Here is a 20,567-nt window from a genome sequence, read left to right on the forward strand (position 1 = left end):
TTTGCACCAAAAATAACAAATAGATGAGAAAAGAGTTGTCATTGTATTTGCTTATTTCTCTGTTGTCTACTTCGGTTCTTTTTGCCCAAGAAGCTAGGAAAGACAGTATAGAGGAATATCGCAAATTTCGTTTTGGTGGGTACGGAGAGATCGGTGCTAGTTATCTAGATCACGATTGGAATCGTGCTACCCCTCATGGTACTACTAAGGGGGGACGTGCTGAGATCTCAGTCCCCAGATTTATTACGGCCTTCGACTATAAGTTTAACAATAGATGGTCTTTGGGGGCAGAGATAGAGTTTGAATATGGAGGTACCGGATGTGCTCGGGAGATTGAGTGGTACGAAGAAAACGGAGAGTACGAAGTAGAAATAGAGAAGGGTGGAGAGGTTGCTTTGGAGCAAGTCCATCTTACTTATTCTTTTTCTCCGGCCCTCAACCTTAGAGTTGGGCATATAATCGTCCCCATCGGCTTGACTAATGCGCACCACGAACCCATTAACTTTTTCGGAGTATATCGCCCCGAAGGAGAGACTACAATTATACCTTCGACATGGCACGAAACAGGGGTGGAATTGTTAGGTTCGTTGGGCCATTTCGATTATCACTTACAGGTTGTAAGTGGGCTAGATCCACAAGGCTTCCGTAGTGAAGACTGGGTGAAGAAGGGCCGACAAGGCATGTTCGAAAAGACTAATTTCTCGAGCCCTGCCGTTGTGGCACGTCTCGAATACAAGGGGGTAAAGGGGCTTCGTATTGGAGGGTCTTTTTACTTCGATAATACCGCAAAAAATGCTTCCAAACCGCATCGTAATACGGGATATAAATTCCCGGTTCTCATTACCTCTGGAGATATTTCTTATGTAAGCCCTCACCGCGATTTTATCTTGAGAGCCAATGCGATCTATGGCTATTTGGGAGCCAGTGCAGCGCTCACGAAGATTAACAATCGCTCATCGAATAATTCCGGATACTCTCATACGACTGTGGCAGAGACTGCCCTATGTTATGGAGGAGAGCTCGGTTACAATGTAGGATCGCTATTTGGGCATAGAGAGTGGCGTGTATATCCATTTCTACGCTACGAATACTACAATCCAATGGAGCGTGTAGAAGCGGGGAGCAACCTCCTTGCCGATAAGAGAATGCAGGTATCTGCATGTAGCGTAGGGGTTAATTATTACGCCCTCCCCAACCTCGTAGTGAAGGCCGATTACATGCATCGTACCATAGGCAGAGGGGCCTACAACAGTGAAAATTTGATCTCGCTAGGGATCGCTTACGTGGGTTGGTTTTTTTCGAAATAGGATAAGGACATTCAAATAAATCATTCAATACAACGATTATGAAACTACTAAAATGGTTGCCCTTGGTGGCAGTGGGTTTGTCTATGACAATCGCTTCTTGTAAAAAAACAAATATCCAGAATCCGGACACGCCCGTGGTATTAGATGAAGCTGCCATGGATAAGGCGGTTGCTGCATTTGTTGATGATGTGGTGGTACCTACCTATGATGACTTGTCAAAGGCTATGGAGGTGTTGCATGCCAAAGCGCAAGCTCTAGCAGAAGCTAAGGATGCAAAGAGTGGTCAAGCACGCCTCGAAGAAGCTTGTGATGCTTGGCGCGCAGCTCGTATCCCCTGGGAAATGAGTGAAGCCTTCCTCTTTGGTACCGCAGAGGCAGACCAATTGGACCCCAGTATCGATACTTGGCCTCTAGACAAAGATGGTATTGACCAGATCCTTGCTTCGAACAAGCCTCTTGGACAAAGCGACGAAGAGTCTGATCAGAAACTCCGTGGCTTCCATACTGCAGAATATATCCTTTTCGAAGGAGGGGTAGCTAAGAAGTTTGCAGACCTTACACCTCGTATGAAGGAGTATCTCCTCATGGTTACCGATCGTCTCGTAAGAGATGGAAAGGCTCTCTACCATGGTTGGGCAGAAGGTGAAAAGGCTTATGGAAACATCATGAAGCAACATAAGGGTAATGGTATTGCCAGTGTGTATGCTGCTGTACAGCAGATATATGCAGGTATGGAGGATATCTCTAATGAGGTTGGTACCGCAAAAATTGGTGAACCCTATACGATGTGGAAAGATGGAAAGCACGAAGATGCTGTACTAGCCGTAGAGTCTTGGTATAGCTGGAACTCACTAGATGACTATATGAACAACATCAAGAGTATCCGTAACTCGTTCTATTGCAGCCGCAATGGTAAGCCTGCCGTAAACAGTCTCTACTCTCTTCTCAAAATAAAAGATGCCGATCTGTGCAAGAAAATTGACGATCAGATCGTAGCAACAATCAATGCAATCAACGATATCCCAGTGCCCTTCCGTAGCAATTTGGATAAGGATACCGAAATCCTAAAGGCGCAGGATGCTTGTGCAACCCTCAATCGTATGCTCGGTGAGGCTCGTGCTAAATTCTCGAACTAAATACCTTTCATGGAATAAAGAATGAATCTAATAAGCTCTTTTCTTAGGAAAGGGTGCAAAAAAGTCGAGGGAAAAGTCTTCTCAACTCTTAGAGTTGGGGGACTTTTCCTCACAGCTATAGGCCCCTTTCTCTTCCTTAGTTGTGAGAGCCACGACTTCGATGGGGTGGTGCGCAAACCTAATGGTAATGTAGCAGATCCTAAGGAGCTATCGGCAGGGCTCTCTACTGTGTTCTCTTCGGCTAGTGATGCCTATGATACCAATTCGGAGTGGGTAGAGGGCGAGATGCTCAAGCGATTCAACTCCGGAGATGCCCTCTACGACAATTCTCGTGGCCCCGGTCATGAGTTGGGTAAGGGCTTGGGACCGGTGTATGGAGGCTACTCGTGTGGGGCCTGCCATCGGAATGCGGGGCGCACTCGCCCTGCTCTTGCTTATGGAGGCTCGGGCGAAGGCTTTTCGGCCATGCTGGTCTACATTACGCGTAAGACGGGGGGGTACTTCCCTCAGTATGGTAGAGTTTTGCACGATCAGTCTATCTATGGCGTAAAAGCTGAGGGCAAACTCACGATTACGCAGACCACCCAGAAGTTTTACTTCCCCGATGGTGAGGCTTATGAATTGATGACCCCTCATTACACGATTAGGGAGTGGTACGATGAGAAGATAGCCCCCGAAGATCTTATTATCTCGGTACGTCAGCCCCTCAGACACGTGGGAATGGGGCAAATGATGTCGCTAGATCACAATGAACTTATTGCCTTGGCTGCCCAGAGCAATTACCCTGAGTATGGCATTAGCGGCCGCCTCAATTATGTTATGGAGAAAGGAAAGCTTGGCATCGGGGTGAGCGGTAATAAGGCCAACCACCAAGACCTAACGGTAGAGTTGGGCTTCTCCTCCGATTTGGGAGTAACCAATGACAGATTCCCCTACGAAGTATGCGAAAACCAAGGTCAGATGATGGGGTTTGCCAATAGAGGCGTGGAGGTTTCTACTCGGGATATGGAGGATGTGGATCTCTATCTACATTCTCTTGCCGTGCCTGCTCGTCGCAATGTTAAGGATCCTACGGTAGTTCGTGGTGAGAAGCTTTTCCACGAGGCAAAGTGTCATCTTTGCCACACAACAACCCTACATACTCGCGCTCGGGGTGCAGAGCTACTAGCCGGTACCCAACTTCCTTGGCTAGGCAATCAGGTGATCCATCCCTATTCAGATTATCTCTTGCACGACATGGGTCGTGGCTTGGCAGATGATTATCCCTCAGGGCTTGCCCGGGGTAGCGAATGGCGCACTACGCCCTTGTGGGGGATTGGGCTCCAAGAGACCGTTAATCACCATACCTACTATTTGCACGATGGTCGTGCACGCAATCTTGTCGAAGCTATCATGTGGCATGGCGGAGAGGGAGATGCCTCGCGCATTCTCTTTTCTCGCATGAGCAAAAAGGATAGAGAGGCTTTGCTTACGTTCCTTCGTAGCTTATAAATCACGACTCACAAACTAAAAACATTCCAAACAAACAATGAATAAACAATATCTATTTACCGCTCTATTTGCTCTCCTTTTGGGAGGGAACTTGTTTTCCGCTGTAGCGCAGAACAATGATACTAAACCTATAGATGAGAAATATCTAGAGAACGACGTTGTCTCTTTGGCCGGGAAAGAAGGCTTCACTTTCCGCACTGCCGCCGGCGATTTCCTCTTCAAACCCTATGGTTTGGTGCAGACTACTGCCACCTTCAATTACTTCGATGATCAGGGGCTAGAGAGCTTATATGCTCCTAATATTGCCAATAGTGGCTTTGCTATCCCCAACGCAATACTTGGTTTTACGGGTAAGGCTTTTGGTAAGGTTACCTTTAACCTTGCTCTCAATCCTGCCAAAAGCGGAGGGGCTCTTTTGCAGCAAGCTTGGTTTGATGTTGCCCTCAAAGACTCCTTCCGAGTACGTGTAGGAAAGTTCAAAACTCCCTTTATGCACGCCTATCTCACCACTTTGGGAGAGACACTTTTCCCCGTTCTTCCCACAAGTGCAATGGCTCCTATCCTTCTTCCCTACGACCTTAACGATGTAAGGCCCAGTATGGCCACCGGCTTTGACCTTGGGGTACAGCTTCATGGTATTTTAGATCATCAGTTCTTGTATCAAGTAGGTGTTTTCAATGGCTCGGGGATCGCTATAAACAATGCTACAAAGGGTATGGCTTATGACCATAAATGGCTACCGCAACTTCTCTATGCCGGTCGTATTGCCTATATGCCTAAGGGCGAAATGCCTGCTACGCAGGGTAATCCTTCTCATTTGAGAGAGGATAAAATGCTATTTGGTCTATCTACCTCGTACAATGTAGAGGCTCAGAATCATAGCTCTAGCAACTGGAGAGTTGGGGCCGAATTTGCAATGATCAAAAATAGATTTTATCTCGCTGCCGAGGCCTATTACATGGGAATGCACTTTACTCGTGTAATGGCAAAATCAAAACCCGAGAACTATTGGGGAGCTTATGCCCAAGCCGGTTATTTTGTGACACCTACGCTGCAGGCTGCTGTTCGTTACGATGTTTTCGATCGTAATGGTATGGCAGAAGGCGGCTGGCTCAACATGCCTGCCCTTGGTGTCAATTACTTCATGGTGGGTAGCAACCTCAAGTTGCAAGTTATGTATCAATACTTGGGACGTATGGGGCATGCCACGCAGATGGATCGCGATAACGATGGCATCGGTTTAGCTCGTCATTGTGCTACAGCACTCCTCCAATATACTTTCTAAGCACCTCTTTTCCTATCTATATGAGAACGATGTATAGGGGGATAATTGCCCTTTCTGTTGCTTTGTTGTTTGGGCTTAGCAGTTGCGATGAGGGTAAGATTTATCCCGAAGAAAAACCCATCGATCAGGGGCGCACGGCCTCCATTGCGCTACACTTCCAGAATATTCCTGCATGGCCTCTCAAGCATACTCTCTCTATTGTTTGTTTGGGCGAGGACCCCGCAAAGGCACTGGTCAATAAGAGACTGCTCAAGGCTTCGAGTGAGGAGGAAACGATTTATGGTAATCTCTATAATATTCCCTCGGAGACTAAGGCCATTGCTATTGCTGTGATGAGTACGGGGGGGAAAGTGGTGTATCCTTTTGTTTCGTTTCCGGTAGAGGCGGGAGATCAGCCTTTGACCTTTCCGGAGACTACGATAGACCTCGCTTCGTTCCAGCGCATCCAAGAGCAAGTCTTTAACCAGAAGTGTATTGCTTGCCATGGGGGAAGTACCAACGCTGCCGGTGATTTATTTCTCAATGCAGATCGTTCGTACGCAGGGCTTGTGGGCGTAAAGGCTCCCCACTCGGCAGACGGGCATAATTACGTAACCCCGGGAGATCCCGATGTAAGCTATCTAGTGGAGATTTTCTCTAAGAAAAACCACGAAGATATCTTCGCCGGTCGGGAGCGTTCGGAGGTGCTTAACCTTATCCGCACTTGGATAAAGGAGGGCGCTGGTAACAACTGATACAATATTCGCATGCACTACAATCGCTATCAATATCCCCTTGTAGAGGTAAAAGAAGCCTACTGGGAGTCCGGATCGGATGGGGCTGTTTGGCATTGGCTCTTAGAGGTTGATGCCCCTATGGCCTCGTATGAGGAGCAGTTTCTGGCCCTCCACAAAGCCCTACAGATGATGCGGGAGAGATATGAAAATGCCGTGCCTATCATGGCTCGTTACTTCTTGAGCGATATAAGCAATCAAGCCGCTCGAGTCTATGATTATAGGCAAGAGTGTGGCGAGTCGTATGCTGTCTCTGTGATAGGTCAGCCCCCTCTTAATGGGTCTAAATTGGCATTGTGGATTATGCTCCAATCGGAGGTTGTGGCACGCCCTCTGCCCAATGGATTACTTGCCGTAGAGCGACCCAACCATACCCATTTGTGGCTTGGTAGTGCTGTGGCTCACTCGGAGAGCTCGTATAGTCAGACCAAAGACCTGCTCCAAGAGTATGATCGGCAGTTGCACGCTCAGCACTGCACTCTGGCCGATCACTGCGTCCGGACTTGGTTTTTTGTGCAAAATGTAGATGTCAATTATGCCGGAGTGGTGGAAGGGCGTAATTGGGTTTTTGACCAAATTGGCCTTACTTCCCAAACGCACTTCATTGCTAGTACTGGCATTGATGGCCGGCATGCCGATCCCCGTATCTCGGTGCAGATGGATGCCTACAGTGTGCAGGGGCTGATCCCGGAGCAAATACAATACCTCTATGCTCCGGAGTGGTTAAACCCAACCTATGAGTATGGCGTAAGTTTTGAGCGAGGGACTGCCGTGCATTATGCCTCGCGCTCGGAGGTTTATATCTCGGGTACTGCAAGTATCAACAATCATGGAGAGGTCTTGTATGTAGGGGATATTGCCAAGCAAACGCAGCGTATGTGGCAAAATGTGGAGGGATTGCTAGCAGAGGCTGAGTGCTCTTTTGAGAATGTGGTACAAGCTGTTGTATATCTGAGAGATGTTGCGGACTATGCTTTGGTCAAGGCTCTCTACGAAAAGCGTTTCCCCAACTTACCCTATACAATTGTGCTTGCTCCGGTGTGCCGCCCATCTTGGTTGATAGAGATGGAGTGTATTGCAATTAGAGAGAACAGAAACCCCAATTTGCCTTCTTACTAAGCTGACAAATGAAATATCTAGTAGGTGCCGTTTACCTTTTGCTCGTGCTTTGTATGGGGGTTGCTACGTGGGTAGAGCACCTACATGGTACCTCGTTTGTAAGTCGGGAAATCTATGGCAGTTGGTGGTTCGTTTCTCTTTGGATTTTGTTGCTTGTAGGGGGGAGCTTTTTCCTCCTACAGCAGAAACTCTACAAGAGAAGAGCCTCTTTTCTCCTTCATGTTTCCTTCATCTTAATATTACTCGGAGCCGGATGTACCCACTTTACAGGGCAACAAGGAATGCTTCATTTGCGCACTTCGGAGGAAAATCCGGACTTTGTCTCCTCCTTTTCTTCACCCGATGATGAGCACTCCTTCCCTCTACCTTTTGGGGTAAAACTAGAGCATTTCGAGGTCCTTTACTTCCCCGGCACCGATACGCCCATGGACTATGTTAGTAGGGTAGTGGTGGAGAATGAAGGTACGGAGGTGAGAGCCCAGATTGCCATGAATAAGATATTTTCGCTTCGAGGGTATCGCTTCTATCAAACCTCTTTCGACGATGATCAGAAGGGGTCTTGGCTCTCTGTTAATTACGATCCATGGGGCATACCTATCACGTATGCCGGTTATCTCATGTTGGCGCTTTCTTCTCTTTGGCTTCTATTGCAGCCCAAAGGGCACTTTCGTCAGCTACTCAAAAGAACAAGGTTGCACCGCGCCTCTCTCCTTCTCGCTCTTTTGTGTCTTGCTCCCAAACTCAATGCCAAGGAGATCACTCGCCAAGATGCTGCGGTATACCAAGCCAAACAGGTGGTCTACAATGGGCGTATTGTCCCCCTCAATACCGTAGCAAAGGATTTTGTGCGCAAGCTTACGGGCAAGAGCGCCTATCAAAAGTATTCTGAGGAGCAGGTGCTAATCGGCTGTTTGCTTTACCCCGAAGAGTGGCAATATGAACCTCTAATCAAGGTGGGTAATGCGGAGTTGGAGCAACTGCTAGGAGTGGGAGAATATGCTCGTATGGTCGACTTCTACGATGAGCATAATCGCTACAAATTGCAAGAATACTGGATGCATTTACGGGTGGGAGCACAGGCAACCCCCTTGCAGAAGGCAATAAGGGAGGTAGATGAGCGTGTAGCGCTTTTCTTGATGTTGCATAATCATACTCTCTTCCAGCCTCTTCCCAAGGATGTAGCCCCCCTCCCCGAGGCCCGAATTCGGGCAGAACTCTTCTACAATAAGGTACCTTTTTCTACCTTATTGTATCGCTTCTGTTTGGTGCTGGGGCTTATTGTGCTTATTGGGCAGGGATGGCATCTTGCGGAGCAGAGACGAGGCTGGCTCTTGGCCTTCCTGCTCGTCGCTTTTGTAACACAGTCTGTAAGCCTTGCCCTTCGAGCCTATATTGCCGGACGGCTCCCCATGGGCAATGGTTATGAGACGATGCAGTTTATGGCTTGGGCCATACTTCTTATTGCCCTCTGTTTGCATCGTAAGTTCCCCTTTGTTGCCGGTAGTTTCGGCTTTTTAATGTCGGGTTTTGCCCTTCTGGTGGCCTCTATTGCCGGGATGAATCCCGAGATTACCCCCTTGGTGCCGGTACTCTCTTCGCCCCTGCTTAGCCTCCATGTTTCCCTTATTATGATGGCCTATGCGCTACTTGCTTTCCTATGTATCAATGGGGTGATTACACTCGTCTACTATGCAAAAGGGGAGCAACAGCAAGGAGAACGCCTTACGACCCTTAGTGAACTGATGCTTTACCCTGCCACCCTTTTCCTCGGGATTGGGATCTTTATTGGGGCAGTATGGGCCAATGTCTCTTGGGGGCGTTATTGGGGATGGGACCCAAAAGAGGTGTGGGCGCTCATCACATTTATGGTCTATGGCATCGCCTTTCATAGAAAAAGTTTCGCCTGCTTTAAGCACCCCCTTGTACTACACCTCTTTTTTATTTTTGCCTTTCTCTTGGTATTGATGACCTATTTTGGGGTGAACTATCTGCTGGGAGGAATGCATAGTTATGCCAATAGTTAGGGGGAATCCGGGGAGGGATAGAGCAAGTCTCTTCCTCTCCCCTCTTTTTATAATGCTAAATCAATACCATACAGATGAGCCGGTGAGGCGAAGGGTGGCTTCATTTCCTTTGTGATTTCTAAAGAAAAGGGCACCTGCACAGCCGGGAGTTGGATGCTCTTGTGCCAAAGTTGGATTTGAGGGAGAGGGGTAATGTGCGCCTCCATGGAGCGGCTCTCGCGATTGTATAGCTTGACGAGGAGGGTATGGGTGCCTTTTTTGAGCGGGAGACGTAGCGTGTGTTGGTGCAATCTTCTCGACTCTTGGGGTCGATAAATTGCCCCTGCTACAATGGTGCCATCCACGAGGCAAAGCATCCCCTCCGAGAACTGAATCTCTAGAGGCAGCACGAGATCTCGGTCTGTCGTGAGGGTGTAGCGTAGGTAGCGTGCAGAGCCTTGGGATACTTTTTCTTGATATGCAAACGATAGCGGAAGGGTACGCCACTGATCGGGATTGAACTCTTCTTTTTGCGTGAATTTGGCAGGAAGTGTACCAAACCGGCCGCCGGAGGAAGCCACAAGGAGCTGCTGCCAATGGAGAGCTTTGAGGGGTGTTTGGTAAAGGGAGGAGTCTGCCGAAAGAAGTGCTATCACTTGCTTTTCCCCGGCTATGTTTAGTTGTATGTTTTCCCCTTTTTCCTCTTTTGTGAAAGAGAGGGTAGCCTCTTGCTTCCCACGTTGGGGATGCCAGCGATACCCAACAATGCTGCGATACCCTGTATAGTAGTCTATTTGCGAATGGGCATATAGGGCTTCGGATTCTAGAGGATAGAGCCGCTTGGTATTATGGGTTGGGGTAATGAGGGATAAGGGGCGGTCGAAGTGGAGGGCGAGTACCGTGTAATAATCTTCGGGAGCTGCCCCCTCTAGCGTAAAGGAGATAACCCCTTTTGCTTGTTTTTGTTGGGTTATTTTCCCCTTCCCTCGGAGCGTTTGGATACGGAGCATTTTACCCTTAATCGGGGGGAGAATAATCTCTTTACCCTCTCTATTATAGGGGACAAAAAGGTATAGGGTCTTGCCATCGGGAGCAACGGTAGCGAGGGGCAACTCTTTCCTTACCCCCCATGGGGAGGGCTGAGTTTGGTAGATAGCTTGTTGGATAGGGGCAATCCAGTCTCCGATACGTTGCAGTACCTCTCTCTCGAAGTCTACTATTTTACCACTGCCCATAGGGCCTATGTTTAATAGATATTTGCCACCGCCGGATATCACACTTAGGAGCGATTGTAGCTTCTCTTGTACTTTGTCTTCCACTTTTCCGCGTTCTTGCCAAGAGCGATAGCCCCAAGTTTCGTCAAATATGGAGGCTGCTGTTTGCCAAGGCATGACCATGGAGTAATCGGGGTACTCGTTGTCTGCCATCACACAGAAGTCCGCAAAGTCGTTGCCCAAGCGCCCGCTTACCATGCATTGGGGCTGCAAACTGTGTACGAGTTGGTACATTTCTTTACTCTGGCTTTGCTGCATCGAACCCATATCGAACCACAATTCGTCCACGGCTCCATACTGAGTCAGCAACTCACGCACCTGCTTTAGGTTGTATTCGTGGTGTAGAGGGGTAATGGGATCAGCATTGTGGGACGAGAATGGCATGGCGTAGGGGTAGTGCCAATCAATGAGCGAGAAGTAGAGACCAAAGCCTAGACCCGCCTGATGGCATGCGGTTGCAATTTCTCCCACAAGGTCGCGGCGAGCCGGCGTGGCATCGTACGAATTGTATGGAGTGGTAGCTGTACGCCAGAGGCAGAAGCCATCGTGGTGCTTGCTTGTGATGACAATGGAGCGCATCCCTGCCCTTTGCGCTAGTTGTACGATCTCTTGTGCGGAAAAGTCTTTGGCGTTGAATTGCTCGGCAAGTGCCTCATATTCGTCGGAGAATCCTACCCCAAAGGTGAGTATCTGCTCGGAGTATCCCCTCTTTACGGGGGTGCCTTGCCATACTCCGCCGGCTACTGAGTATAGTCCGTAGTGAATGAAGAGGGAGTACTTATCGCCCAACCAATCTGCCCAAGCAGAACCAACTGAGAGTAGGGTGAGGAGGAGTGCTAGAAATAAATTACGCATATTGCCTTCGGATTTCTAGGCAAAGATACGAATCTATTTGGGCTGAAAAATATTTTTTTCTTGCCTGGTTTTGGAAAATATCTCACCTGGTTTTTAGGAAATTCTTGCCCTATTTCTTTTTCAAAACCACCCACAAAAATCGCCAATTCTCACCTGCTTCTTTTTGGGCCTTGTTTGTAGGTATTTTAATATCTTTGCGCTAGGTGGTTTTGAAACACTATTATTTACTAAATAGAAAGTTGTATGAGTAGAAGTAAGCTTCTCGTAGTTGCCGTTTTTTGTTGCATTACCTTGTTGTTTGTAGGGTGCTTGCCTCCTCAGTCTTCACTAGAGCAGGCGAAATGGGAAGAAGAGAATCCCAAACAGCAAACGTCTCTATATGCAGTGTATGGTTTTCGTCTTATAAAGCCGGAGATAGAGCTCCTTCAAATTCAAATAGATGCTTCTCACATGGTATTATTTTTGGAGTATCGTCACAAAATCCCTAGAGGTTATAGGAATTCATTAAAAGAAACTAAGGAAGAGGCTAAGAGAAAAGCCCATATAGTCTGTAGTGATGATTCGGATAAAAGAGCTCTTTTCGACAGCATTGCTCGCTCCTATGGCGACATCTGGTATCCACATCCAAGCGAAAGGAGCTTGCTTTATACACAAGTGTATAATGTGGATAAGGTCACAAATATCTCTGTCTTTGCTCTAGAAGATTGGAGTGATAGGTACCCTAAGGGGAGTTGTATGGACGATAACTTCAAATTCATTTCGGGATCTCCCGATTCCTATATCCACAATGGCTATCACCTAGATAGTGAAATAGTAGACAAGGCTAAGGCAGGCTTTGAGTATTTGTCTTGGACCGCTCTCTATGATGCTCTATCTTCGTCTTATGTTGCCCTGCCTGTTTGTGGTAAACTCTCTGAGATCGATTTTAATCAGTATGACCTATTAGGCTATGATAATAACCTCGGTCTCTTAGAACCCATAGAGCAGAGTGCCCATCCCGAACGGCAGATTGCCGTAGAGATTACCTACAAAGATGGAACAAAGAGCCGCCTGACCACATCCTATTGCAAGCCTTCTAATGGGTGATACCCTGCCGTACCTCTAGCGTATTTCGCCCCGAATGCAACTATTTGCCGAGAATAGGCTACTTTTGTAGTCGAGAGTGTTTTTTGCTTGCTAGTAGCGCATGACTCTCGCATTGCATACGAAGAATAATTGATAATAAGATAGATAGACCTAATGGCTACAACTGCAGATTTTAGAAATGGTATGTGCCTCGATATCGATGGACAGTACTTTTTCATCGTAGAGTTCCTCCATGTAAAACCCGGCAAAGGCCCTGCTTTCGTTCGTACGAAATTGCGTAATGTGGCTACAGGCCGCATCCTTGATAAGACTTGGAATAGCGGTGTAAAGGTAGAAGAAGTACGCATCGAGCGTCGCCCTTACCAATTCCTCTACAAGGATGATATGGGGTATAACTTTATGCACACAGAGACTTTTGAGCAGATCACTATCCCCGGAGAAGGGATCGAAGGTGTGCAATTCCTCAAAGAGGGTGATACGGTAGAAGCAATGGTACATGCACAGAGCGAAACCGTACTTACTTGTGAGCTCCCCCCTCACGTAGTGCTCCGTGTTACCTATACCGAACCGGGTATCAAGGGTGATACAGCAACCAATGCCCTCAAGCCTGCAACCGTAGAGACCGGTGCTGAGGTACGTGTTCCCCTCTTCATCAACGAGGGCGAACTTATCGAGGTAGATACTCGTGATGGTTCTTATGTTAGCCGTGTAAAAGAGTAAGTTCTCTTTTATCCCCAATAAGGCTAGGCTTGAGTTGCTGTAGAAGGTAGCTCAAGCCTAGTTTCTTTTTGTGCTTTCCCTTCTCTAGATGTCCTCTAAAAATGGGAGTCTATTGGGGGATGTCAATTACCGAGAAGTATAAAAAAGAGACCCACCTTCGGGTAAAAGAAGGTAGGTCTCCATGCTAAATTAAGGCGCATCTTCCTCTAAAATCTTACCATCTTCGGAGGAATGCTTTTGTTCCTAGAGGGGGGATTCCCTTTTATTGATACGATCAATACTCCTCTTCATTGAAGAAGAAGTCTTCGTCTCTAGGGTAATCCGGCCAAATGTCTTCGATGGATTCGTATATCTCACCCTCGTCTTCGATCTCTTCGAGTATCTCTATGACCTCAAGAGGAGCGCCCGAGCGTTGTGCATAGTCTATAAGTTCATCTTTGGAAGCAGGCCATGGGGCATCGTCCAAGGTTGAGGCTAATTCAAGTGTCCAATACATAATCAGTTCGTGTTGCTATTAAATAGGTTCGGCTTCCGCCACTTATCGCGCGCAAAAGTAGTATTTATTTCTATTTTACACAATGTTTTTGCCAAGTAATTTCCGGCTCGCCGCGGCGATGGGACTCATAGCGTGCAAGGGCAAAGAAGTAGTCGCTCAGTCGATTGATGTAACGCTCTAGGGGTTCATCTACGGGTACTTCTTCCTCTAATCGGTACAAAAGACGCTCTACACGGCGAGTTACCGTGCGGCACACATGGCAGAGAGCGGCGCTACGTCCGCCTGCCGGCAAGATGAATCCTGTCATGGGTGGGGTTGCCTCGTCTAATTGATCTATCCAACCCTCAAGGGCTATGATGGACTCTTCGGTGACTTGTGAGAAGGCTTTTAGCTCGTGGCTGGAGGTGTCCGTTGCAAGATTGGAACCGATCACGAAGAGATTGTTTTGGATGGCGGCGAGTTGCTCCGCCGAAGCGGCTTCTAACTCCTCTGCGCGCAGTACGCCGATAAAGGAGTTGAGTTCGTCTACCGTGCCGTAGCATTCGAGCCGGAGGTCGCTCTTTTTAATGCGTTGCCCGCCTACCAGTGAGGTGGTACCTCGGTCGCCTGTGCGAGTATACAGATTACTTTTTGCCATATCGTTTTATAGGGTCGACTTGTATTGTTGTAAGTGAAATCGAGGGGAAGAAATTACCAATTGAGCTGTGGGGAGATCAATGCGGATCCCAGAGAGACGCCCCTCTTTGCAGTACCGAATCGTGCGTCTTTTTAGAGAAGGATTTTGCCAAGTAGCGACGAGTAATATAGCAGGAGTTGGCTCTTCTATTACTTGAGAGAGAGCTACCTCCTCCGTGATAAAGGAGAGGGAGAATAGGTCCTCCCGAGGGTAGGGACCATAGGGATGCTCCAAAGGCGAGGGGCATGTTGCCCGCTCTAAGAGGGGTAATAGCTCTTGCATATAGTCGCTGTCTGCTCCCAGAACTTGTATCCTTTTTATGGGATAATGAGCCGCTACTCGGTAAAATAAAAAAGCGAGTCTGAGGTCATGTTTGCTCCTGCCATGACGATGTACAACCTCTCTTATGGAGGCAAATGCCGAATAGGGGGATTTTTCTTCCACTACACGAGTGAGCAACTCAAAGGCAAATGGAGAGTGTACGCCATGCCCCCCATGCGAGAAGCATCTGCGCCACAAAGACTTGGCAGCTAGAGCAAGAGACGAGCGGAATGCCATTAAAGAGGATAATTGATGCGCTTGAGGTAGGTGGTGGCGTAGCTACACTCGGAGTGTACCTTCCACCCGCTCTTCTCAACAAGAAGCATCATCTCTTGCATGAGGTGATGGGCTACGGATTGCCCCCGAAAAGCCTCTTCGGTAATAGTATGCAGGATGGTACAAACTCCATCGTTGAGCGAAAACTCAAGATGCCCGACTTCGATGTTGTCGGCATCGTAGGCTCTTAGGAAATTATCTTGTAATTGAAAGTGAAGGTCGGTCATAGGGGTTATTTTATTGATTAAACCGGAGCGTATCTACCGCTCTGATGCGGGCAATAATACGAGTGGGCAGAAGGAGAGAAATCATAGAGAGTACAAAGACGAGAAGATTTATCCCCAAAACCCAAGGTATATCAAACTCAATGGGAACGTAAGATAGGTAATAGGTTGCCGGATCTAGCTGGATGGGCGAGAAGAAGTATTGCACTCCGGCCAGTGCAAAGGCAATCAAATTGCCCCACAAAAGGCCTTTACCCACCACGAAAGCAGCTAGATAAAGGAACAAAGATCGAATGGAACCATAGCGAGCGCCCAGAGCTTTGAGTAGCCCGATCATCCGTGTGCGGTCGAGTATCAGTATCAAAAGCCCTGTGATGAGGGTAAATGAGGCGACAATGAGCATCAGCACGAGCAGCAGGGATATATTGGCATCGAGCATCTCTATCCATGCGAATATATCCGGCATTAGGCTCTCTGCCGTGTACATACCAAGGCTTTGACCTCCGGTATTGGGGCTTTTGGATAGTTGCTCCACAAGTCGATCACTTAGGGCTAAATGGTCCACTTTGGGTTGAACAAATAGCTCAAGACGCGTCACTTTATCCTCATCAATGTGGGCTACGTGGCGCATAACTCCGATGGGAGCTACCACGATAGGGGCTTCGATATGGGGGAGGTCTACAATTCCGGCAATGGTAAAGGTACGTACCGTAGTACGTGCTCCTGTAAAATAAATAGGCACTTTGTCTCCTACGGTGAGGTGCAGTTTCTCGGCACACTCAAGAGGGAGGAGTATGGGATTATGGAGTGTATCTGAACCATCAAAATAGGGGATATGTCCACCCCTAAGAACGCCAGAAGTGTGCAGGTAGGCGTCGCGCGATGAGACACCCATTACGAGCACTGCGGAGAAGTCGCTATCGGTTTTGATTATACCTCCACTCTGTACCACTTGGCGTATCTCCCCAATGCCCTTAATACCGGCTAGCTCAGAAAGGAGCTCGGGCGTAATCCGTAGGGAGGCAGATTCGTCGGCATAGTTCCTGCCATATTCGTTGAGGATGATATGCCCCGTGAGTAGATAGATCCGCTCGTGTACCTGGTTGCGGAATCCCTTTCCCACAAAAATGGTAAGCAACATGACCGCCAAGCTCAAAGCAATACCGAGTACGGTGAACCTCAGAAGAGAGCTGGTGGCACGGGAGGCTGCAGATTGCCTCGTAGCTAATCTCTGTGCTAGAAAGAAGGGATAGATGCGGATTTTCATTGTGGATGGGAGGGCTAATGGTTAATTGCCCAACTCTGAGAGTTCGAGCCAACGCATGGTCTTTTCGTCTAATTCGTCACTCAGAAGTTTGTATTTAGCACCGGCCTTTTGTAACTCATCGGCGGCGAGAGAGCCTGAAGACATACGCTCTTCCAAGTTTTTGATCTCGGCCTCTAAGAGGGACAAATCCTTCTCTAGTTGCAGAAACTCTTGCTCCTCTTTGTACGACCGCTTAGCCTTGCGCTCTTGTTGAGGTTTCCTACTTGTAGCTTCTGTATTGGCTTTAGCTTGAGAGGGTTGAGCCTTTTGTTCTGCTTGGATTTGGGCTTGGCGGGCATTGTCCCACTCCCGATACTGTGTATAGTTGCCAGGGAAGTCGCGTACAACGCCATCCCCTTCGAAAACAAAAAGGTGGTCTACTAGGCTATCCATGAAGAAGCGATCGTGACTAACCACGATAAGGCACCCTTTGAATTCTCTTAGATACTCCTCAAGGATACCCAGGGTAAGCAAGTCGAGGTCGTTCGTTGGCTCATCGAGGACTAAAAAGTTGGGGTTGGTGAGCAAAACGGTGCAAAGATAGAGCCGGCGTAGCTCTCCTCCGCTCAACTTGCAGATAGGGGTATATTGTCTCTCGGGTGAGAAGGCAAAGCGTGTGAGTAGTTGGGAGGCCGAGAGTAGCCCCTCGCCGTGAGGGTCTCGTATCACCTCTGCCAAGTCTGTAATGGCTTCGATCACTCGCTTCTCGGGATCAAATTTTGCGCCTTGCTGACTGAAGTAGCCGAAGTGTACCGTCTCGCCAATCTCAAAAAATCCTTCGTCGGGCTTAATCTCTCCGAGCAAAAGTTTTAAGAACGTAGTTTTGCCCACGCCATTGGCTCCTACAATTCCCACTTTGTCGTAGCGAGCAAAGGTGTAGGAGAAGTGCTGTAGGATCTTTTTTTCTCCGTAAGCGAGGGATACGTTGTGAGCCGTAAAGATTTTGTTGCCGATATAGGCCCGTTGGCTATCTATCTCTGTCGCTTTCTCCTCGCGGGGAGGCTCTGTTAGCTTCTTTAGTTCGTAAAAAGCATCTTTGCGAGCCTTCTGTTTTCCCCCTCGTGCTTGAGGTTGGCGACGCATCCACTCCAGCTCCCGACGGTATAAGTTATTGGCTTTTTGTACCGCAGTGCGCTCTAGTTCTAGTCGCTCAGCCCTACGCTCTAAATATTGGTCGAAGGTGCAGGCATAGCTATGTACGCCCGAAGGAGTCAATTCGAGGAACGAATCGCAGACGCTCTCTAGGAAGTAGCGGTCGTGTGTTACCATTAGCAGCATTAGTTTACTGCGCTCTAGATAGTGCTGTAACCACTCAATGGCATCCAAATCTAGGTGATTGGTAGGTTCGTCTAGGATCAGTAAATCCGGCTCCGATAGGAGTATCCCGGCTAAGGCAATGCGTTTCTGCTCCCCTCCGCTCAGGGACTGCGTGGAGCGTGAGAGATCCGGAACGGAAAGCTTATGGAGTATCTCCTCAGCGCGTCTCTCGTAATCCCAAGCTCCTAGGGCGTCCATTTCGGGGAGCAACTTCTCTAGTACTTCGCTATCGTCTGCCTCTACAGCCTCTCGCCAGCAACCCACGAGATGGGGTACTTTGTCCATGGGGTTGAAGCAAGTATCGAGTATTGTTTTCCCCTCGGGCAGATGAGGACGCTGTGGCAGGTAGGCTATGCGTAAGTCCTTCCTCGTTGTGATGGTACCACTATCGGGGGTTTCTTCTCCCGTGATGATACGAAGCAAAGTCGTTTTTCCTGTACCATTGGCGGCTATCAATCCACACTTCTCTCCCTCTGCTATCGAGAAAGAAACATCCTGGAAGAGTAGGCGGTCTCCGTATGATTTGGAGAGTTGTTCAACTTGGATCATATACCTCTCGGAAGAATAAAAGTCCTATTTTTCACCCTTAGCTTGAGCGATCTGTTGTGCGTACTTTTGGGCAAGTGCGTCAATATCACTGACACACTTTACCGTATGTTTTCCATTGAACCGCCCAAAACGTACCTGCTTATTACGGTAATATTGAGGCTGATTCATCTTGAGGATAAAGGACTTAACCTCTTCCCAAACCAGAGGATTAGCTCCATGCTTTTGGGCTACGCGACAGGCATCGTGGATATGGCCACTACCACATACATAGGAGGCTAAAGCAAAAAGTTCTCGGTCTCGCAATGTGGAGACATGGTTAAATTCCTTAGCAAAAGCATCCAGACAAGAGGCGGCAACCCGCACAGAAGTGGCAGCGTCTCGCAACTGAGATGCACTTGCACCAAAACGCCGTCCTGTAGAGGGAAGTATACCCATAAGTCCGATAGCGACGGCTCTACCACCGCCTACATGAGGTTGGAACTTCGACTCGTGATAGGCTATAGCTGCCAGATACCACCAGTCCCAACCGATTCGTTTTGCCTCTTTGATAAACAAATGGTCGTACGCAGAAATTACGCCCTTACCCTCTTGCTCTGCAATGCTATCAGACAAGATGTTTAGTGAGGGTTGTGAGGGGGAAAGGATATGTTGCTCTATAAGTATTGCCTCCATGGCTCGGGTGATGGCGCCAAGAGAGGGTGGGGGAGATGCCCACAGCCCCCCAACATTTAGAAGGGCGAGGGAACAAAACAGAACTACCCCATAGCGTCTGAAAACGCATGAGGTAGCAAATTTTTTTGATGTCCTTAATCGAATTTTTCGCATCAGGTTTTGTTTTAGTTCATACTGTCTCTCTTGGGGGGCTGCTTTTTTGATTGGGAGAACTTTTTCCCCTTGGGAGATTCTTCTCAAGTATGCTCCAGTAGCATTACGTTCTCCACGTGGTGGGTGTGAGGGAACATATCTACAGGTTGTACTTTGAGTACTCGGTATCCACCCTCAACGAGGAGAGCGGCATCGCGAGCTTGCGTGGCAGGATTGCAACTAACGTAGACAATACGAGGGGGAGCTGCACCCAGAAGGGTTTTAATCACATCGGGATGCATCCCGGCTCGAGGGGGATCCGTAATTACCACGTCGGGGGCTCCATGACGGGCAATTAACTCGGGGGTAAGGATATCCTTCATGTCCCCCGCATAAAAAATGGTGTTATCGATTTTGTTTACTTGGCTATTGAGATGAGCATCTTCTATCGCCTCCGGTACATACTCGATACCCACTACTTTCTTGGCATTGCGGGCAACGAAGTTGGCAATAGTGCCTGTGCCCGTATAGAGGTCGTAGACGATTTCTTGCCCCGTAAGCCCTGCAAAAGATCGAGCTACTCGGTATAACTCCAGAGCTTGTCGGCTATTGGTTTGATAGAAAGATTTGGAACCAATGCGGAAGGTTAAGCCCTCCATCTCTTCTTCTATGAAGGGGCTCCCGTAGTAGGTCTCTACAGATAAGTCGGTAAAAGTATCGTTGAGCTTTGTATTGATAACGTAGAGAAGCGAATTAACCTCGGGGAATTCGTGATGGATAGCCGCGAGTAGTTCCTCTCTGTCGTGCGCTTTCTCGTGGGCAAAAGCAACCAAAACCATGGTATGCCCCTTGCTGGTTGTGCGAATCATGAGGGTACGCATTCCCCCCTCTTGTGCCCTAAGGTCGTAAAAGGGATAACGCTCAATACGCTCCAAACAATAGGCTCGAACAAAGTTGCGAATGCGGTTGCTTAGCTCGTTCCCGAGGTGGCACTCCTCAATGTCTAGTACTTTATCAAACTTCCCCGGGATGTGGAATCCCAATCCGCTATTATCGGCATCCCCGAGCCCCTCCGGCAGAGGAGCGAGTTCTTCGCTCGTCCTCCAACGGTGGTTGCTAAAGGTGAATTCAAGTTTATTGCGGTACTGATACGTCTCTTGAGAGCCTAGGATGGGGAGATACTCTCCTACCTCTACTTTGCCCAGTCTCTCCATGGCATCTCGCACTTGTGTTGCCTTGGCAGTCAGTTGTTCCTCATAGGGGATATGTTGCCATTTGCAGCCACCGCACGTGGTAAAATGCTTACAACGAGGGGAGATCCGAAGGGGTGATGGCTCCTCAAGGGTCACGATCCGTGCCTCAGCATAATGACTCTTTTTTCGGACGATCTGTAGCGTACACCTATCGCCCGGTGCACCATAGGGGACAAAGACAACAAGTTCCCCCCAATGCGCAATGGACTGCCCCTCGGCAGCCATCCGCTCTATAGTAATCCCCTCAAGGAGGGGTAAAGGTTTTTTATTTCTAGCCAAAAGGTCTATTCTCTAGT

At 48.4% G+C, this 20,567-nt stretch carries 18 protein-coding genes; 9 read left to right on the top strand and 9 right to left on the bottom strand.

Going from position 1 to position 20,567, the window contains the following annotated elements:
- Positions 1–23 precede the first annotated feature (23 nt).
- Genes ACTTHR_RS04395 through ccsA form a run of 7 tightly spaced genes read left to right on the top strand, consistent with a single transcriptional unit; the run spans position 24 to position 9,135 of the window.
- The gene (locus ACTTHR_RS04395; RefSeq protein ID WP_304284536.1) at positions 24–1,307 is read left to right on the top strand and encodes a hypothetical protein; all 1,284 of its coding nucleotides are present in this window, start codon (positions 24–26) and stop codon (positions 1,305–1,307) included.
- Between the two features lie 38 nt (positions 1,308–1,345).
- Entirely contained in the window at positions 1,346–2,443 is a 1,098-nt protein-coding gene (locus ACTTHR_RS04400; protein ID WP_304284537.1) for an imelysin family protein, read from the top strand.
- A 21-nt stretch (positions 2,444–2,464) separates the two neighbouring features.
- On the top strand, positions 2,465–3,934 hold the full coding sequence (locus tag ACTTHR_RS04405) for a di-heme oxidoredictase family protein (protein WP_311552385.1): 1,470 nt from the start codon (positions 2,465–2,467) through the stop codon (positions 3,932–3,934).
- Between the two features lie 37 nt (positions 3,935–3,971).
- Positions 3,972–5,219 carry a porin gene (locus ACTTHR_RS04410; RefSeq protein WP_304284539.1) on the top strand — a complete coding sequence of 416 codons (1,248 nt, stop codon included), beginning with the start codon at positions 3,972–3,974 and terminating at the stop codon, positions 5,217–5,219.
- A 20-nt stretch (positions 5,220–5,239) separates the two neighbouring features.
- A complete protein-coding gene (locus ACTTHR_RS04415; protein ID WP_442605322.1) occupies positions 5,240–5,953 on the top strand; it encodes a hypothetical protein in 714 nt (237 codons plus the stop codon).
- A 12-nt stretch (positions 5,954–5,965) separates the two neighbouring features.
- The gene (locus ACTTHR_RS04420) at positions 5,966–7,111 is read left to right on the top strand and encodes a Rid family hydrolase (RefSeq protein WP_442605323.1); all 1,146 of its coding nucleotides are present in this window, start codon (positions 5,966–5,968) and stop codon (positions 7,109–7,111) included.
- A gap of 8 nt (positions 7,112–7,119) precedes the next feature.
- On the top strand, positions 7,120–9,135 hold the full coding sequence (gene ccsA, locus ACTTHR_RS04425) for a cytochrome c biogenesis protein CcsA (RefSeq protein ID WP_442605324.1): 2,016 nt from the start codon (positions 7,120–7,122) through the stop codon (positions 9,133–9,135).
- A gap of 47 nt (positions 9,136–9,182) precedes the next feature.
- Here ccsA and ACTTHR_RS04430 read toward each other — a convergent pair whose 3' ends face one another.
- Positions 9,183–11,243, bottom strand: coding sequence for an alpha-L-fucosidase (locus tag ACTTHR_RS04430; RefSeq protein ID WP_442605325.1), 2,061 nt, complete (start codon positions 11,241–11,243; stop codon positions 9,183–9,185).
- Positions 11,244–11,486: 243 nt separating this feature from the next.
- Between ACTTHR_RS04430 and ACTTHR_RS04435 the strand changes: the two genes are divergently transcribed.
- Positions 11,487–12,329, top strand: coding sequence for a hypothetical protein (locus tag ACTTHR_RS04435; protein WP_442605326.1), 843 nt, complete (start codon positions 11,487–11,489; stop codon positions 12,327–12,329).
- 153 nt (positions 12,330–12,482) lie between these two features.
- Positions 12,483–13,049 (top strand): elongation factor P, encoded by a 567-nt coding sequence (efp, locus tag ACTTHR_RS04440; RefSeq protein WP_004332272.1) that lies wholly within the window; start codon positions 12,483–12,485, stop codon positions 13,047–13,049.
- 274 nt (positions 13,050–13,323) lie between these two features.
- Here the strand turns inward: efp and ACTTHR_RS04445 are convergent, their stop codons facing one another.
- The 8 genes from ACTTHR_RS04445 to rlmD all read right to left on the bottom strand — a co-directional run bounded on the left by ACTTHR_RS04445 (position 13,324) and on the right by rlmD (position 20,550).
- Positions 13,324–13,545, bottom strand: coding sequence for a DUF2795 domain-containing protein (locus ACTTHR_RS04445; RefSeq protein WP_004332134.1), 222 nt, complete (start codon positions 13,543–13,545; stop codon positions 13,324–13,326).
- 70 nt (positions 13,546–13,615) lie between these two features.
- A complete protein-coding gene (locus tag ACTTHR_RS04450) occupies positions 13,616–14,182 on the bottom strand; it encodes a cob(I)yrinic acid a,c-diamide adenosyltransferase (RefSeq protein ID WP_442605327.1) in 567 nt (188 codons plus the stop codon).
- A gap of 6 nt (positions 14,183–14,188) precedes the next feature.
- On the bottom strand, positions 14,189–14,779 hold the full coding sequence (locus tag ACTTHR_RS04455) for a hypothetical protein (RefSeq protein WP_442605328.1): 591 nt from the start codon (positions 14,777–14,779) through the stop codon (positions 14,189–14,191).
- Positions 14,779–15,045 carry a GNAT family N-acetyltransferase gene (locus tag ACTTHR_RS04460; RefSeq protein WP_304284548.1) on the bottom strand — a complete coding sequence of 89 codons (267 nt, stop codon included), beginning with the start codon at positions 15,043–15,045 and terminating at the stop codon, positions 14,779–14,781. Before ACTTHR_RS04460 ends, ACTTHR_RS04455 begins: the two co-directional genes overlap by 1 nt.
- 10 nt (positions 15,046–15,055) lie before the next feature.
- Complete coding sequence (locus ACTTHR_RS04465; RefSeq protein WP_442605329.1) at positions 15,056–16,309, bottom strand: ABC transporter permease; 1,254 nt, start codon at positions 16,307–16,309, stop codon at positions 15,056–15,058.
- A gap of 21 nt (positions 16,310–16,330) precedes the next feature.
- The gene (locus tag ACTTHR_RS04470) at positions 16,331–18,214 is read right to left on the bottom strand and encodes an ABC-F family ATP-binding cassette domain-containing protein (RefSeq protein ID WP_442605330.1); all 1,884 of its coding nucleotides are present in this window, start codon (positions 18,212–18,214) and stop codon (positions 16,331–16,333) included.
- Between the two features lie 24 nt (positions 18,215–18,238).
- Positions 18,239–18,886 carry a transglycosylase SLT domain-containing protein gene (locus ACTTHR_RS04475; RefSeq protein ID WP_442605331.1) on the bottom strand — a complete coding sequence of 216 codons (648 nt, stop codon included), beginning with the start codon at positions 18,884–18,886 and terminating at the stop codon, positions 18,239–18,241.
- Positions 18,887–19,122: 236 nt separating this feature from the next.
- Positions 19,123–20,550 (bottom strand): 23S rRNA (uracil(1939)-C(5))-methyltransferase RlmD, encoded by a 1,428-nt coding sequence (gene rlmD, locus ACTTHR_RS04480; RefSeq protein ID WP_442605332.1) that lies wholly within the window; start codon positions 20,548–20,550, stop codon positions 19,123–19,125.
- Positions 20,551–20,567: the final 17 nt, after the last annotated feature.

The organism is Porphyromonas endodontalis (assembly GCF_052173515.1).
In the GTDB taxonomy this organism is placed as follows: domain Bacteria; phylum Bacteroidota; class Bacteroidia; order Bacteroidales; family Porphyromonadaceae; genus Porphyromonas; species Porphyromonas endodontalis_A.

What these genes read in the sequence shown, in the direction of transcription:
- ACTTHR_RS04415 (WP_442605322.1), top strand. Translation starts at nt 5,240, where the DNA reads ATGAGAACGATGTATAGGGGGATAATTGCCCTTTCTGTTGCTTTGTTG.
- efp (WP_004332272.1), top strand. Translation starts at nt 12,483, where the DNA reads ATGGCTACAACTGCAGATTTTAGAAATGGTATGTGCCTCGATATCGAT.
- ACTTHR_RS04465 (WP_442605329.1), bottom strand. Translation starts at nt 16,309, where the DNA reads ATGAAAATCCGCATCTATCCCTTCTTTCTAGCACAGAGATTAGCTACG.
- ACTTHR_RS04450 (WP_442605327.1), bottom strand. Translation starts at nt 14,182, where the DNA reads ATGGCAAAAAGTAATCTGTATACTCGCACAGGCGACCGAGGTACCACC.
- ACTTHR_RS04430 (WP_442605325.1), bottom strand. Translation starts at nt 11,243, where the DNA reads ATGCGTAATTTATTTCTAGCACTCCTCCTCACCCTACTCTCAGTTGGT.
- ACTTHR_RS04420 (WP_442605323.1), top strand. Translation starts at nt 5,966, where the DNA reads ATGCACTACAATCGCTATCAATATCCCCTTGTAGAGGTAAAAGAAGCC.
- ACTTHR_RS04435 (WP_442605326.1), top strand. Translation starts at nt 11,487, where the DNA reads ATGAGTAGAAGTAAGCTTCTCGTAGTTGCCGTTTTTTGTTGCATTACC.
- ACTTHR_RS04470 (WP_442605330.1), bottom strand. Translation starts at nt 18,214, where the DNA reads ATGATCCAAGTTGAACAACTCTCCAAATCATACGGAGACCGCCTACTC.
- ccsA (WP_442605324.1), top strand. Translation starts at nt 7,120, where the DNA reads ATGAAATATCTAGTAGGTGCCGTTTACCTTTTGCTCGTGCTTTGTATG.
- ACTTHR_RS04475 (WP_442605331.1), bottom strand. Translation starts at nt 18,886, where the DNA reads ATGGAGGCAATACTTATAGAGCAACATATCCTTTCCCCCTCACAACCC.
- ACTTHR_RS04405 (WP_311552385.1), top strand. Translation starts at nt 2,465, where the DNA reads ATGAATCTAATAAGCTCTTTTCTTAGGAAAGGGTGCAAAAAAGTCGAG.
- ACTTHR_RS04460 (WP_304284548.1), bottom strand. Translation starts at nt 15,045, where the DNA reads ATGACCGACCTTCACTTTCAATTACAAGATAATTTCCTAAGAGCCTAC.
- ACTTHR_RS04455 (WP_442605328.1), bottom strand. Translation starts at nt 14,779, where the DNA reads ATGGCATTCCGCTCGTCTCTTGCTCTAGCTGCCAAGTCTTTGTGGCGC.
- ACTTHR_RS04395 (WP_304284536.1), top strand. Translation starts at nt 24, where the DNA reads ATGAGAAAAGAGTTGTCATTGTATTTGCTTATTTCTCTGTTGTCTACT.
- ACTTHR_RS04400 (WP_304284537.1), top strand. Translation starts at nt 1,346, where the DNA reads ATGAAACTACTAAAATGGTTGCCCTTGGTGGCAGTGGGTTTGTCTATG.
- ACTTHR_RS04445 (WP_004332134.1), bottom strand. Translation starts at nt 13,545, where the DNA reads ATGTATTGGACACTTGAATTAGCCTCAACCTTGGACGATGCCCCATGG.
- ACTTHR_RS04410 (WP_304284539.1), top strand. Translation starts at nt 3,972, where the DNA reads ATGAATAAACAATATCTATTTACCGCTCTATTTGCTCTCCTTTTGGGA.